Annotated in this window: 8 protein-coding genes; all 8 read right to left on the reverse strand. The window is 65.2% G+C overall.

The features are described 5' to 3' along the window. Positions 1–6: 6 nt before the first annotated feature. The 8 genes from fliI to BLR75_RS14645 all read right to left on the reverse strand — a co-directional run bounded on the left by fliI (position 7) and on the right by BLR75_RS14645 (position 15,409). On the reverse strand, positions 7–1,353 hold the full coding sequence (gene fliI, locus BLR75_RS14610; RefSeq protein WP_084311344.1) for a flagellar protein export ATPase FliI: 1,347 nt from the start codon (positions 1,351–1,353) through the stop codon (positions 7–9). Then, positions 1,343–2,119: a flagellar assembly protein FliH gene (gene fliH / locus BLR75_RS14615; RefSeq protein ID WP_084311345.1), complete on the reverse strand. Its 777-nt coding sequence runs from the start codon at positions 2,117–2,119 to the stop codon at positions 1,343–1,345. Before fliH ends, fliI begins: the two co-directional genes overlap by 11 nt. Continuing rightward, complete coding sequence (gene fliG, locus BLR75_RS14620) at positions 2,120–3,136, reverse strand: flagellar motor switch protein FliG (protein ID WP_084311346.1); 1,017 nt, start codon at positions 3,134–3,136, stop codon at positions 2,120–2,122. Further along, positions 3,129–4,904 (reverse strand): flagellar basal-body MS-ring/collar protein FliF, encoded by a 1,776-nt coding sequence (fliF, locus tag BLR75_RS14625; protein ID WP_084311347.1) that lies wholly within the window; start codon positions 4,902–4,904, stop codon positions 3,129–3,131. The genes fliG and fliF overlap by 8 nt, the downstream gene beginning before the upstream one ends. Before the next feature lie 20 nt (positions 4,905–4,924). Beyond that, the gene (fliE, locus tag BLR75_RS14630; RefSeq protein WP_084311348.1) at positions 4,925–5,254 is read right to left on the reverse strand and encodes a flagellar hook-basal body complex protein FliE; all 330 of its coding nucleotides are present in this window, start codon (positions 5,252–5,254) and stop codon (positions 4,925–4,927) included. Between the two features lie 471 nt (positions 5,255–5,725). After that, the gene (locus tag BLR75_RS14635; RefSeq protein WP_084311349.1) at positions 5,726–8,605 is read right to left on the reverse strand and encodes a multicopper oxidase domain-containing protein; all 2,880 of its coding nucleotides are present in this window, start codon (positions 8,603–8,605) and stop codon (positions 5,726–5,728) included. Positions 8,606–9,164: 559 nt separating this feature from the next. Further along, complete coding sequence (locus BLR75_RS14640) at positions 9,165–12,041, reverse strand: multicopper oxidase domain-containing protein (RefSeq protein WP_090416083.1); 2,877 nt, start codon at positions 12,039–12,041, stop codon at positions 9,165–9,167. A gap of 572 nt (positions 12,042–12,613) precedes the next feature. Further along, positions 12,614–15,409, reverse strand: coding sequence for a multicopper oxidase domain-containing protein (locus BLR75_RS14645; protein WP_371858119.1), 2,796 nt, complete (start codon positions 15,407–15,409; stop codon positions 12,614–12,616). Positions 15,410–15,647: the final 238 nt, after the last annotated feature.

Consider the following 15,647-nt stretch of genomic DNA (forward strand, 5'->3'; position numbering starts at 1 on the left):
TGACCATCATCCGCCGAGCACGCCGTCCAGCAGCTGCGCGCTTTCCTCCAGGCTCTGGCTTTCGCCCAGGCCCTGGCGGAGGAACTGGCGCATCGCCGGGAAGCGCGCGATGGCCAGGTCGGTCTCGGCGTCGCCGCCGGCCACGTAGGCGCCGACGCTGATCAGGTCGCGGCTCTGCTGGTAGCGCGACCACAGCTGCTTGAAGCGCTGGGCGCTGGAAAGCTGTTCCGCGCTGACCACCTGCGGCATCACCCGGCTGATGGACGCCTCGATGTCGATCGCCGGGTAGTGCCCCTCCTCCGCCAGCCGCCGCGACAGCACAAAGTGGCCGTCGAGGATGCCGCGCGCGGCGTCGGCGATCGGGTCCTGCTGGTCGTCGCCCTCGCTGAGCACGGTATAGAAGGCGGTGATCGAGCCGCCGCCCTTCTCGCCGTTGCCGGCGCGCTCCACCAGGCGCGGCAGCTTGGCGAACACCGAGGGCGGATAGCCCTTGGTCGCCGGCGGTTCGCCGATGGCCAGGGCGATCTCGCGCTGGGCCTGGGCGAAGCGGGTCAGCGAGTCCATCAGCAGCAGGACGTTCCTGCCCTTGTCGCGGAAGTATTCGGCGATGCGCGTGCAGTAGGTGGCGGCGCGCAGGCGCATCAGCGGTGCGTCGTCCGCCGGCGAGGCCACCACCACGGAGCGCTTCAGGCCTTCCTCGCCGAGGATGTGCTCGATGAATTCCTTCACCTCGCGGCCCCGTTCGCCGATCAGCCCGACGACGATGACGTCGGCCTTGGTGAACCGGGTCATCATCCCGAGCAGCACGCTCTTGCCCACGCCGGTGCCGGCGAACAGGCCGAGGCGCTGGCCGCGGCCGACGGTGAGCAGCGAGTTGATCGAGCGGATGCCGACATCCATCGGCTCGTGGATCGGATCGCGCGCCAGCGGGTTGATCAGCGGGCCGTCGATCGGCACCCAGTCCTCGGCGCGCATCCCGCCCTTGCCGTCGAGGGCACGGCCGAGGCCGTCGAGCACGCGGCCGAGCATGGACTTGCCCATCGGCAGGCGGCCGCTGTCCGGCAGCGGCACCACCCGCGCGCCGGGGGCGATGCCGTTGAGGCTGCCGACCGGCATGAGGAAGATGCGCCCGGCGGAGAAGCCCATCACCTCGGCCTCGACCTGCACCGGGTGATAACTGCCGTCGTTGATCACCAGGCAGCGGCTGCCCATCGCCGCCTGCAGGCCCTCGGCCTCCAGGGTCAGGCCGACCATGCGCAGCAGGCGCCCTTCCACCACCGGCTGGGACGGCACGTCCACCGCGCGGGTGTAGCCCTCCAGGCGGCGGGCGAAGCTGACCCGCTCAAGGCGCATCGGCCGTCTCCAGCTCGATACCGAGGTCCGCCTGCAGCGGGTGGGTGGCCTGTTCGCGCTGCTGCTCGAACAGTTGCTTGGTGGCCTGCGCCAGGCGCGTCTCGATGCTGGCGTCGACGTGGGAATGTTCGGTCTCGATGCGGCAGCCGCCGGGCAGCAGGGCATCGTCCTCGAGGATGCGCCAGGTCTCCTCGTGGCGGTCGCGCAGCGCCTTGATCAGGTCGAAATCCTGCGGATTGACGTGGATGCGGATGTTGTCGGCGCCCATCGGCAGCAGCTTCAGTGCCTCGCGCAGGACCTGGCGGACATGGCTGGAATCCTGGCCGAGTTCGCGCTGGATGACCTGGCGGACGACGTGCTGGACCAGGTTGACCAGCGCCTGCTCGATCAGCTGGTCCTGTTCGGCGATCGGCTCGAACAGCTGGCTCATCAGGGTTTCCAGGCCGTGCAGGCGCTGCTGCAGGATGGCGTCGGCTTCCTGGCGCGCCTTCAGCTGGCCGGCGTGGAAGCCGTCCTTCTCGCCGGTGGCGAAGCCCTCGTTGTAGGCGTCCTGGCGGATCGCCTCCAGCTCTTCCAGCGTCAGCGGCTTGACGTCCTCCACCGGGACTTCCTCGACCTGGACGGCTTCCTCCGCCGCTTCCGGCTCGGGCTCCGGCTCGGGCAGCTCGACCACCGGGTCGAAGCTGGGCAGCGACCAGAGGTCGAAGCCGCGGCCATCACGGGCGCGGATCAGTTCGCCGGCATCGCTCTCGCGGGTGTCGTCCATTTAGATCATCTCCTCGCCGCCCTTGCCGCCAAGGGCGATCTCGCCGGAATCGGCCATGCGCCGGGCGATGGTGAGGATTTCCTTCTGCGCGCCCTCCACTTCGCTGACGCGCACCGGGCCGCGCGCTTCGAGGTCGTCGCGCAGCAGCTCGGCGGCACGCTTGGACATGTTGCGGAAGACCTTCTCGCGCACCGGCTCGTCGGCGCCCTTCAGCGCCAGCACCAGCACGTCGGAGGAGACTTCCCGCAGCAGCGCCTGGATGCCGCGGTCGTCGACGTCGGCGAGGTTGTCGAAGACGAACATCAGGTCCTCGATCTGCACCGACAGGTCGGAATCCGCCTGCCGGATGGAGTCCATCAGCGCGCCCTCCACCGAGCTGTCCAGGTAGTTCATGATGTCCGCCGCGCGCTTCACGCCGCCCAGGGTGGTGCGGGTGGAGTTGTTGTTGCCGGCGAACTGCTTCTCGAGGATCTGGTTGAGTTCCTTCAGCGCCGACGGCTGCACGGTGTTCAGCGCCGACACGCGCATGACGATGTCCAGGCGCACCTTGTGCTCGAAGTGGCCGAGCACCTCGGCGGCCTGGTCGGGATCGAGATAGGCGACCACGATGGCCTGGATCTGCGGGTGCTCGTAGCGGATCACGTCGGCCACCGCGCGCGGCTCCATCCATTTCAGGCTGTCCAGGCCGCTGGTGTTGCCGCCGAGGAGGATGCGGTCGATCAGGTTGTTCGCCTTGTCCTCGCCGAGGGCCTGGGTGAGCATCTTGCGGATGTAGCTGTCGGCGCCGACGCCGAGGCTGGTCTGGTCGCCGACGGTGGCGACGAACTCGCCCATCACCTGCTCGACCTGCTCGCGCTGCACGTTGCGCATCTGCGCCATGGCCACGCCGACGCGCTGCACTTCCTTCGGCCCGAGATGGCGCAGCACCTGCGCGGCATCGGTCTCGCCGAGGGACAGCAAAAGGATGGCGGCCTTGTCGACCTTGTTCAGCTTGGCGGTCACGCGGGTATCACTCATCGGAATTGATCCACTCCTTCACCACCTGGGCGACGCGGCCCGGGTCCTGGGCCACCAGGTTCTTGATCGCGTTGAGCTGGCCTTCGTAGCTGTCGGTCGGGCTCGGCAGCAGGATGCTCTGCGGCCCGCCGAGGCTGACGCGGTCTTCCGCCAGGTCGCTGTCCAGCGCCGACAGCTCGCCGATGCCCGGCTCGACCGGCACCAGCTCCTTGCTCTTGCTGCCGCTGAGGTTGCTCAGCACCGGGCGCAGCACGCCGAGCACCAGCACCAGCAGGAAGGCCAGGCCGAGGCCCTGCTTGACCACGTCCCAGAACCACGGCTGCGAATAGAACGGCGGCGCGACGATCTCCTCGCCCTGCTCCGCGGCGAACGGCGCGTTGATCACGCTGACGCTGTCGCCGCGGCTGGCGTCGTAGCCCACCGCGTCCTGCACCAGGCGGGTGAAGCGCGCCAGTTCCTCGGCGTTCCACGGCAGGTGGCTGACCTCGCCGGTCTTCGGATTGACGATGGTCTTGTCGTCCAGCACCACCGCGACGGAAAGCCGGCGCAGGCGGCCCTGCTGCTGGCGGGTGTAGCTGACCGAGCGGTCCAGCTCGTAGTTGCGGGTGTTCTGCGCGCGCTTGTCGGTGGGATACGGCGCCAGCTCCGGCTTGCCGGTCTTCGGATCGATGATGGGCTGGCCACTGGCGTCCTTCAGCGGCTGGCCGGGGGCGACGAAGTCGGCAGCCTGGCGGTTGCCGGTCTGCTGCGGCGCGCTGGCCGGGCCGGGCGGCTGGTTGGACAGCGCGCCGGGAATACCCTGCGGGCCGGAAGCGGTCTGCCGCTCCTCGCTGTTGCTCTGCTCGCTGCGCAGCGCCGGCTGGTCCGGGTTGTAGGTTTCGGAGGTGGACTCCACGGCGCTGAAGTCGACGTCGGCGGAGACTTCCGCCTTGTAGCGGCCGTTGCCCAGCACCGGCTGCAGGATGCTGTGCACGCGCTGGGTGAACAGGCCTTCCATGCGCCGGGTGTAGTCGAACTGCTTGCCGGCCATGCTCAGCTCGGCCAGCTCCTGCTGGTCGGAGAGCAGGTTGCCCTTCTGGTCGACCACCGTGACCTGGCCTTTCTCCAGCTCCGGCACGCTGGTCGCCACCAGGTTGACGATCGCCAGCACCTGGCTCGGTTCCAGGGTGCGGCCGGCATACAGCTCGACCAGTACCGAGGCGCTGGGCTTGCGTTCGTCGCGAACGAACACCGAGCTCTTCGGGATTGCCAGGTGCACCCGCGCCGCCTTGACGTTGTTCAGGCTGGCCACGGTGCGCGCCAGCTCGCCTTCCAGGCCGCGGCGGTAGTTGGTGGCTTCCATGAACTGGCTGGTGCCGAGGGCCTGTTCCTTGTCGAGGATCTCGAAGCCGACGTTGTTGTCGGTGGGCGCCACGCCGGCGCCGGCGACCTTCATGCGCGCGCGGCCGAGATCGTCGGCCCTGACCAGCAGCGCGCCGGAATTCGGTTCGACCTTGTAGGGGATGTCGGCAACGGTCAGCGCCTCGACCACGCGGTTGGCGTCGACACCGTTGAGGCTGCCATAGAGCGGCTTGTAGTCCGGCTGCTGCGACCAGAGCACGATGCCGAAACCGACGGCGATGCTCGCCGCCAGCCCGACCAGCAGGCCGACCTGGCGCAGCATCGGCAGGTCCGCGAGGTTCTCGAGGAACGCCAGTCCGACCAGCGGCTTCTTCGGCAGGTCCGCGCCCAGTTTGGCGGGTACCCGGCTGTCTACGGCTTCAGCCATGAATCACTCGTCCCCGCCGCTCACACCGGCATCTGCATGATGTCCTGGTAGGCCTGTACCAGTTTGTTGCGCACCTGGGTCATGGCCTGGAAGGAAACGCTGGCCTTCTGCGAGGCGATCATCACGTCGGTCAGGTCGACGCCGCCCTGGCCCATCTCGAAGGCGCTGGCCATGTCGCTGGCGGTCTGCTGGGTGGCGCTGACCTTGTTCACCGCCTGGCCGAGCAGGTCCTGGAAGCTGGGCATGCCCTGCACCTGCTCCGTTTGCTGCGGCCGTGCCTTGGCCATGGCTTCCATCTGCATGGAGCGCATTTCCAGCAACAGACGATTGAACTCGACACCCTGACTCATCACCTTCCCTCCGACTGACCGCGGCTTTTTTGACGCCGCGCGGGTTTTGCCGGGGTGATCTGCAACAAGGGTGCCAGGTTGGTGAACTCGTCGAACTGGTGCGGCGATGGGCTTTTCGTAGGAGCCAGCTTGCTGGCGATCATCGGTGTATGCCGGGTACGCCAACGCCACCGGATCGCCCGGCTTCGCCAGCAAGCTGGCTCCTACAGGTTCGGTGCGTGCGTACCTCTCGGATGGTGGATAACGCTTTCGGCGTTATTCACCCTACGGGCTGTCCGCGGGCGTAGGGTGGATGGCGCTTTTCCATCCACCACCCCAGGGGCCGCCTGCGCAGCCATGGTGGATCGATGGAGCGTGATCCACCCTACACACGACGATTCATTGGTTCCCCGCGTTCGCGGGGACGACGAATGACATCCAATAAAAAGGCCGCGCCAATCCCCTGGCGCGGCCCATTCCCCGCCCTGTTCTCTAGTTCTTCGCCTGCGCCCCCCTGCCATCGCCCTTGCGGTACGTCGGCAGCGCCACGGACGGCGCGTAGGTCACGCCATCCCAGGTCGGCAACGGCGTCGGCATCAGCTGGACCTGGCCGGGATATTCCGAGTCCCAGCGCAGCAGCATGGACGTGTCCTCATGCTGGGTGTTGTGGCAGTGCTCCATGTAGGTCCCGGCGAACTCGCGGAAGCGCAGCGCCACCTCGACGACTTCGCTGCTGTCGAAATCACCGCCCACCCGGTAGACGTCCTTGCGCGACCAGCGCTCCCATGCCGGCGGCGTCCTGCCGTCGCGGCTGAGGATGATGCCTTCCTCGAAGTGAATGTGGACCGGATGTTCCCAGCCGTTGCCGCCGTTCTCGATGCGCCAGATCTCCAGGGTGCCCGGGGTGGTCGGCGCGCCGCCCGGCGTCGGTCCGCTGGCCAGCTGGATCGCTGCGGAAATGCGCCGCGGGTCCATGTTGAAGCCGTCGCCGCCGTCGGTCTTGATGGTCCAGGGCTGCTCGTCGGTACCATCGGAGCGGCCGAAGATGAAGGTGCGGTGCCGCGCCTGGGCGAGCAGCGCCTTGTCGGCCGGGCTGTTGCGGTCCAGGTGCAGGGGGATCATCTTCTTGCCTTCCGGCTTGGCCGGCTTGCCCCTGGTCGCCGGTTTGGCCGGCTCGTATTCCTCGGGGTTCATCGCCAGGTCCTGGCCGTCGTAGGACTGCACGCGCAGCTGGAAGAAGATGCCGACGCCCGGATCACCCTTGTCCCACTTGGTCTTTTCCGGCCGGTCGGCGTCCTTGAGTACCGGCTTGTAGTCCCCGGACAGCACTTCATCCAGCGGAATGGCCTCCTTGGTGCCCTTGCCGGTGTCATGCTCCATCAGGTTGACGAAGTAGATCCTGTCGCCCGGCTTGAGGCCGTTCTTGCCGAAGTTGACGATGATGTCGAAGCGCTCGGCAATGCCCTGCACCGGCAGGATGCCGAAGTTGTCCTTCAGGTCGCCGTTGCCGTTCAGGTCCATGGTTCCGTCGAAGGGAACCGCGTGTTCCATGATGTTGCCGTCGTTGGCGATCAGGTGGAACGGCACGCGGTCGTAGGACACCTTCGAACTCTCGCCCTTGAACTCGCCGCCCTTGCCCTGCACTTCCTTGACGATGGCCAGCTTGAAGTAGCGCGACACCGAGCCGTTGAGGATGCGGAAGCGGTAGCTGCGCGCGCGCACGTCCATGTAGGGCTTGTATTGCCAGTTGACCAGGAGTTGGTCGCCGAGGAAGCCATCGGTGTTGAACGGGTTGAACCACAGCTGGCCGTTGCGATCCCAGGCCTTGTCCGCGATCAGCAGGTTGACGTCGTAGTCGCGGTTGCCCCAGCTCCGCGCGGTGCCGCTGGGGAAGCGCAGGTTGGGGTCGCTGGCGTCCATCAGCGGCCCCTCGTAGCCGCGGTCGATGGCGCTGTAGTAGTTCATCATCGCGGCATTGCCCTTGTAGACGTTCTGCGCGGTGAAATCGAGCATGTGGTCGTGGTACCAGTGGGTGCTCATGGTTTCCCGCCAGTCGCCGCGGATGTTGATGCGGCCGTTCATGCACTGCTTCAGCCCCGGGTTCGCATCGTTCACGTACAGCGTCTCGCCCGGCTCGCAGGGGAAGGCCGCGCGCGGGTCGCTCGCCGTGGTGTTGATGCTGTCGTAACCGGCCAGTTGCAACGGCCAGCGGTAGTCGTAGTACTGCCCCGGGAAGAAGAAGGCGTTGGTGAAGCCATCGCTCTCGGCCGGGCTGTGACCGTTGTGCTCGTGGGTGGTGATGGTGTGGATGCCGAAGCCCATGTTGGCGCTCGGATCGATCGGCAGCGCGTTGTAGTGGCGCATCACGATCGGCTGGCCGTAGCGCACCATCAGCAGTTTGGGCGGAAAGGTACCGTCGAAGGTCCACAGGCTCTTGTGATCCTGCACCGGCATGTCCGGGTGGAAGCGCACGCCGATACCCCTGGTCGAGCCCTGGACCCGGTATCCCGGAACCTTGGCGCTGCCCTGGAAGGCGAATGTGCTGTAGTACAGGCCGCCAGGCCCGAACTCGCCGTCCAGGTAATGGTGCAACTGGTAGCTGTCGCGCGGTCCGTTGTTGACCCGCGCCCCTGCCTGCACCGTCTTGAACTCGCCCTGCGGGAAGAACTCGTTGTAGCGCTGGTGCGCCCAGCCCCGTCCCGGCGGCCGGCCCTCGGCCGGGGAGTACAGGGCGCGCTTGAGGAAGCCGCTCACCTGTGGGGACCAGGGGTTGCGGTCGCGGTCGTTGGAGAACTCCGCCGGTAGCGGGTACAGCCCCGGATGGCTGAGGAAGGCGTCCAGCTCGGCGCTCGCCGGCGAGCTGCGGGCGACGACGGGGTCCTGTTCCGGCGCGCTGCCCGGCTTGGGCACCGGGAAGCCGCCCGGATAGGGCTCGGGGTTGGCTTCGAAGGGCTCCGGACCGAACTCCTCGAACCGCAGCAGCGACTGGGTGAAGGGCTTGGCGCCGAACAGCGGGCTCGGCTTGCCGTTGGTGGGTATCTTGAAGGAGGTCTGCGATCTGGGTGGCAGGGCGTTTTCCGCCAGTGGGGTCCTGCGACTGCCAGCTACGCCGCCGGCCTGCTCGAAGGCGCCGAGGTTGGCCAATTCCGCGCCTTCCAGCAGATAGGCCCTGGAATCCTTCGGCGGGTCGGTGTAGGCGGAGGGATCGCCGGGTGGTGGAGGTCCGAAATATTCCAGTGAAGCGGCTGCCACCGCCGCCGATAGCCCCAGCAGAAGGAACACGCCGGGGAGGTTGCTGGATTTCCTGCTTCGAGTGGATGGAGTGTTTTTTTCTGCCCTGGTCGTGCCTGTATTGGCCTCTTGGATGCTCATGCGGCTTCTCCATTGTTATTCCCCCCTTCGGAACACCTCCTTTTGTGGAATAACCCTGGTTTGCCTCGATCCATCTCATGCCGAAGCGCTTCAGCACTCGCGCCGGGCCGCCACTTCGCCCGATCTCCCCGTACTTTGACGTTTCCAGCTCATGATGCCGTTATTCGTACTTACTTTTTGTTTTATATGGAAATTCGCAAGGCAAAGAGTCTTGGCCGCGTTCTTTGTGACCCAAATTCAGTCAGCACTTTGACTTTTATACCGATCAATGCATTTTGCAATCTCAAGTAGTCAAGTTATTGTTAATGGAAGATGGCAAACTAATAGCACTGCGCTATTAAGTTTTTCAAAAGATTTCCAAAAGAGCGTCAAAATGGCTCTAGCCGGGCGCCTGGGACGAGTGGGTCATATGACCCGCTGAAAATGTAACGCCAATAAAATGACGAATCCGCGTTTTTTGCCGGCATTGGATTCTTTAACGGGGAGTGTTCGGAACGAAAAATTCTGACGGGCAAAGCTGCCGGACCGCGTCCCTGCGGTCCGGCTGGCTGGGGATCGATCAGTTCCCCGCCTGCGGCCCCTTGCCGTCGCCCTTGCGGAAGGTCGGCAGCGCCACGGACGGCGCATAGGTCACGCCATCCCAGGTCGGCAGCGGCGCCGGCATCAGCTGGACCTGGCCGGGATACTCGGCGTCCCAGCGCAGCAGCATGGAGGTGTCTTCATGCTGGGTGTTGTGGCAGTGCTCCATGTAGGTCCCGGCGAATTCGCGGAAACGCAGCGCCACTTCGACGACTTCGCTGCTGTCGAACAAGCCGCCGATCCGGTACACGTCCTTGCGTGCCCAGCGCTCCCATACCGGCGGCATCTTGCCGTCGCGGCTGAGGATGATGCCTTCCTCGAAGTGCACGTGCACCGGGTGCTCCCAGCCGTCCCCGCCATTCTCGATGCGCCAGATTTCCAGGGTGCCCGGGGTGGTCGGCGCGCCGCCCTTGGTCGGTCCGCTGGCCAGCTGGATCGCTGCGGTGAGGCGCCGCGGGTCCATCTGGTAGCCGTCTCCGCCGTCGGTCTTGATGGTCCAGGGCTGCTCGTCGGTGCCGTTGGAGCGGCCGAAGATGAAGGTGCGGTGCCGCGCCTGGGCGAGCAGCGCCTTGTCGGCCAGGCTGTCGCGATCCAGGTGCAGGGGGATCATCTTCTTGCCTTCCGGCTTGGCCGGCTGCCCATTGACCGCCGGTTTGGCCGGCTCGTAGTCCACCGGGTTCATCGCCAGGTCCTGGCCGCCGTAGGAGTACACGCGCATCTGCATGAAGATGCCGACGCCCGGGTCGCCATTTTCCCACTTGGCCTTGTCCGGCTTGTCGGCGTCCTTGATCACCGGCTTGTACTTGCCGGACAGCACGTCGGCCAGCGGGATCACCTGCTTGGTGCCCCTGCCGGTGTCATGCTCCATCAGGTTGACGAAGTAGATCTTGTCGCCCGCCTTGAGGCCGTTCTTGCCGAAGTTGACGATGATGTCGTAGCGCTCGGCGATGCCCTGTACCGGAAGGATGCCGAAGTTGTCCTTGAGGTCGCCGTCGCCGTTGAGGTCCATGGTTCCGTCGAAGGGAATCGCGTGCTCCATGATGTTGCCGTCGTTGCCGATCATGTGGAACGGCACGCGGCTGTAGGAAACCGTCGTGCTCGGTCCCTTGAACTCGCCACCGGTACCCTTCACTTCCTTGACGATGGCCAGCTTGAAGTAGCGCGATACCGAACCATTGAGGATGCGGAAGCGGTAGCTCCTCGCGCGCACGTCCATGTAGGGCTTGTATTGCCAGTTGACGAGGAGCTGGTCGCCGAGGAAACCGTCGGTGTTGAAGGGGTTGAACCACAGTTGGCCGTTCTTGTCCCAGGCCTTGTCCGCGATCAGCAGGTTGACGTCGTAGTCGCGGTTGCCCCAGCTCCGCGCGGTGCCGCTGGGGAAGCGCAGGTTGGGGTCGTACTGGTCCATCAGCGGCCCCTCGTAGCCGCGGTCGATGGCGCTGTAGTAGTTCATCATCGCGGCGTTGCCCTTGTAGACGTTCTGCGCGGTGAAATCGAGCATGTGGTCGTGGTACCAGTGGGTGCTCATGGTCTCGCGCCAGTCGCCGCGGATGTTGATCCGCCCGTTCATGCACTGCTTCAGGCCGGGATTCGCGTCGTTCACGTACAGCGTCTCGCCCGGTTCGCAGGGGAAGGCCGCGCGCGGGTCGCTCGCCGTGGTGTTGATGCTGTCGTAGCCCGCCAGCTGCAGCGGCCAGCGATAGTCGTAGTACTGCCCCGGGAAGAAGAAGGCATTGGTATAGCCATCGCTCTCGGCCGGATTGTGGCCGTTGTGCTCGTGGGTGGAGATGGTGTGGATGCCGAAGCCCATGTTCGCCGCCGGATCGATGGGCAGCGCGTTGTAGTGGCGCATCACGATCGGCTGGCCGTAGCGCACCATCAGCAGCTTCGGCGGCAAGGTGCCATCGAAGGTCCACAGGCTCTTGTGGTTCTGCACCGGCATTTCCGGGTGGAAGCGTACGCCGATGCCCTTGGTCGAGCCCTGGACCCGGTATCCCGGAACCTTGAGGCTGCCCTGGTAGGTGAGCGTGGAATAGTACAGGCCACCCGGCCCGAACTCGCCGCCGGCATAGCCGTGCAGCTGGTAGCTGTCGCGCGGTCCGTTGTTGACCCGCGCCCCTGCCTGCACGGTCTTGAACTCACCCTGCGGATAGAACTCGTTGTAGCGCTGGTGCGCCCAGCCCCGTCCCGGCGGCCGCCCTTCGGCGGGGGAATAGACGATGCGCTTGAGGAAAGCGCTCACCTGCGGGGACCAGGGGTTGCGATCGCGGTCGTTGGCGTATTCGGTGGGCAGCGGGTACAACCCCGGATGGCTGAGGAAGGCGTCCAGCTCCACGCCCCGCGGGGAGCTGCGGGCGACGATGGGGTCCTGCTCCGGCGCATAGCCCGGCTTGGGCAGCGGGAAGATGCCCGGATAGGGTTCGGGATTGGGCTCGAAGGGCTCCGGACCGAACTCCTCGAACAGCAGCAGCGACTGGGTGAACGGCTGGGCGCCGAACAGCGGGCTCGGCTTGCCGTTGGTGGGAATCTTGAAGGAGGTCTGCGCATTCGGCGGGAGGACGTTTTCCTTCAGCGGCGTCTTGCGGTTGCCCTCCACCCCGCCGGCCTGCACGAAAGCCCCGGCGTTGGCCAGGTCCGCGCCCTGGAGAAGGACAGCCGCCGGGTCCTTCGGCGCGTCGGTGTAGGCCGAAGGGTCTCCGGGTGGCGGAGACCCGAAGTAATCCAGCGAGGCGGCGGCCACCGCCACGGAAAGCCCCAGCAACAGGAATGCGCCGGGTACGATCCTGGATTCCCTGTTTTTCGAACGGGTGGTTGTTTCTGCCCTAGCCCTGCCTTTGGTGGCTTTTAGCGTTCTCATACGGCATCTCCATTGTTATTCCCCCGCGGAATACTTCCTTCTTGCGGAATAACCCTGGTTTGCCTCGATCCATTTCATGCCATAGCGCCCGGCACTCGTGGCCGGGCACTCACCCCCGTCAATTCCCCAATACCTTGACGGTTTTGGCTAATAATGTGGTTATGAAATCCACATCTTTGTTTTATATGGAAAAACGCAAGGCAAAAAGAGCTCAGGCCGCATTCTCTGCGGCTCATCATTGTCAGTAATTTGACTTTTGTACCTGTAATCGTATTTTTCAAATGAAAAAAGTCAAATTATTGTTAATCGCAACCAGCACCCCAATAGCAAAGTGCAATTAGATTTCTTGCGGATTCTTCCAATCGGATAGCGAAACGGCTCTAGAAAGGTGCCTGAGGGAGACGGGTCGAATCAGGCGCTGAAAAGACAACGTCAACAAAATGACGATCTTGTCGATTCTGCTGTCATTCGACTCTTTGCGAGGGAAGGCTCAGAACGAAAAATTCTGACCTCGAAAGGGGCAGCCGGGCCGCGCCCTTGCGGACTGCGGCCCGGCCGGTCGGAGGGATGGATCAGTTCTTCGCCTGCACCTGCGGCCCCTTGCCGTCGCCGCGGTGGTAGGTCGGCAGGGCTGCGGAGGCTGCGTAGGTCACGCCATCCCAGGTCGGCAGCGGGGTCGGCATCAGCTGGACCTGGCCGGGATGCTCGACGTCCCAGCGCAGCAGCATGGAATTGTCCTCGTGCTGGGTGTTGTGGCAGTGCTCCATGTAGGTTCCGGCGAATTCGCGGAAGTGGATCGCCATCTCCACCTGCTCACCGCTTTCCGGATTGCCATCGCCAATGCGATACACGTCCTTGCGCGCGCCCTGCTCCCACACCGGCGGCGCCTTGCCGCCGCGGCTGAGGATGATGCCTTCCTCGAAATGCACGTGTACCGGGTGCTCCCAGCCGTTGCCGCCGTTGACGATGTTCCAGATCTCCAGGGTGCCCGGGGTGGTCGGCGCGCCGGCTGGCGTCGGTCCGCTGGCCAGTTGCGGGGCCGCCGAGATGCGCCGCGGGTCCATGTTGAAGCCGTCGCCGCCGTCGGTCTTGATCGTCCAGGGCTGCTCGTCGGTACCGTTGGAACGGCCGAAGAGGAAGGTGCGGTGGCGGGCCTGGGCGAGCAGCGCCTTGTCGGCCGGGTCGTTGCGGTGCAGGGTGAGCGGAATCATCAGCTTGCCTTCCGGCTTGGCCGGGTGCCCACCGATCGCCGGCTTGGCCGGCTCGTAGTCCGCCGGATTCATCGCCAGGTCCTGGCCACCGTAGGGCTGCACGCGCAGTTGCAGGAAAATGCCGACGCCCGGGTCACCCTTGTCCCACTTGGTCTTTTCCGGCCGGTCGGCATCCTTCAGCACCGGCTTGTACTTGCCGGACAGCACGTCGGCCAGGGAGATCGCCTCCTTGGTGCCCTTGCCGGTGTCGTGCTCTTCCAGGTTGACGAAGTAGACCCTGTCGCCCGGCTTGATGCCGTTCTTGCCGAAGTTGACGACGATGTCGTAGCGCTCGGCGATGCCCTGCACCGGCAGGATGCCGAAGTTGTCCTTCAGGTCGCCGTTGCCGTTCAGGTCCATGCTGCCGTCGAAGGGCACGGCGTGCTCCATGATGTTGCCGTCGTTGGCGATCATGTGGAACGGCACGCGGTCGTAGGAGATCTTCGAACTCGGCCCCTTCAATTCGCCGCCGCTGCCCTGCACCTCACGCACCAGGGCCAGTTTGATGTAGCGCGACACCGAACCATTGAGGATGCGGAAGCGGTAGCTCCTCGCACGCACGTCCATGTACGGCTTGTACTGCCAGTTGACCAGCACCTGGTCGCCAAGGAAGCCGTCGGTATTGAAGGGGTTGAACCACAGCTGACCATTCTTATCCCAGGCCTTGTCCGCGATCAGCAGGTTGACGTCGTAGTCGCGGTTGCCCCAGTTCCGCGCGGTGCCGCTGGGGAAGCGCAGGTTGGGGTCGTACTGGTCCATCAGCGGCCCCTCGTAGCCGCGGTCGATGGCGCTGTAGTAGTTCATCATCGCGGCGTTGCCCTTGTAGACGTTCTGCGCGGTGAAATCGAGCATGTGGTCGTGGTACCAGTGGGTGCTCATGGTCTCGCGCCAGTCGCCGCGAATGTTGATGCGGCCGTTCATGCACTGCTTGAGGCCAGGGTTCGCATCGTTCACGTACAGCGTCTCGCCCGGCTCGCAGGGGAAGGCCGCGCGCGGGTCGCTCGCCGTGGTGTTGATGCTGTCGTAGCCGGCCAGCTGCAGCGGCCAGCGATAGTCGTAGTACTGCCCCGGGAAGAAGAACGCATTGGCGTAGCCGTCGCTCTCCGCCGGGCTGTGGCCGTTGTGCTCGTGGGTGGTGATGGTGTGCAGGCCGAAGCCCATGTTCGCCGCCGGGTCGATCGGCAGCGCATTGTAGTGACGCATCACGATCGGCTGGCCGTAGCGCACCATCAGCAGTTTGGGCGGGAAGGTACCGTCGAAGGTCCACAGGCTCTTGTGATCCTGCACCGGCATGTCCGGGTGGAAGCGCACGCCGATGCCCCGGGTGGTGCCATGAATGTCGATGGCCGCCACCTTGCTGTCGCCATTGAAGTGGAAGGTGCTGTAGTACAACCCGCCGGGCGCGAATTCACCGCCGGTGTAGCCATGCTGCTGGTAGCGGTCGCGCGCGCCACCGTTGACCCGCACCCCCGCCTGCACGGTCTTGAACTCCTCCTGCGGGAAGAACTCGTTGTAGCGCTGGTGCGCCCAGCCCCGTCCCGGCGGTCGTCCCTCGGCCGGGGAGTACACGGCGCGCTTGAGGAAGGCGCTCACCTGGGCGGACCAGGGGTTGCGGTCGCGGTCGTTGGAAAACTCGGTGGGCGCGGGATACAGGCCGGAGAAGTCGAGGAATGCATCGAGATCGGCAGCCGACGGACCGCTGCGGGCGACGATGGGGTCCTGCTCCGGAGCCTTGCCCGGCTTGGGCACCGGGAAGCCACCCGGATAGGGATCGGGATTGCTCTGATAGGCCTCCGGGCCGAATTCCTCGAACAGCAGCAGCGACTGGGTGAACGGCTGGGCGCCGAACAGCGGGCTCGGCTTGCCGTTGGTGGGGATGTTGAAGGAGGTCTGCGCATTCGGCGGCAGGACGTTTTCCTTCAGCGGTGTCTTGCGGTTGCCCTCCACCCCGCCGGCCTGGACGAAAGCCCCGGCGTTGGCTTCCTCCACGCCCTCCAGGAGGTAGGCTTTCGGGTCTTTCGACGGATCGGTGAAAGCGGAAGGGTCACCGGGTGGCGGCGGCCCGAAATAGTCCAGCGAGGCCGCGGCGGTGGCTATCGACAGGCCCAGCAGAAGCAGCGTGCCGGGCACCTTGGGGGATTTGCAGCCGGATGCGGCCCGGCCGGCGAGTTGTGTCAAACGCGAAACGAGTCTTGTTGTCCTGGTCCTTGCGGAGCCGGTTTTCGGCGTTTTCATGGGACATCTCCATCGATATCCCCCCTTTCAAAAGGTCTTTCTCCAGGGTCTGCCTGACCCCTGCGCCCGCCGGGTGTTTCAAGGATTGCAGCGATTTTCTGGCGGATACCGCCATGACGCG

The sequence above is a fragment of the Pseudomonas jinjuensis genome, assembly GCF_900103845.1.
Classification (GTDB): domain Bacteria; phylum Pseudomonadota; class Gammaproteobacteria; order Pseudomonadales; family Pseudomonadaceae; genus Pseudomonas; species Pseudomonas jinjuensis.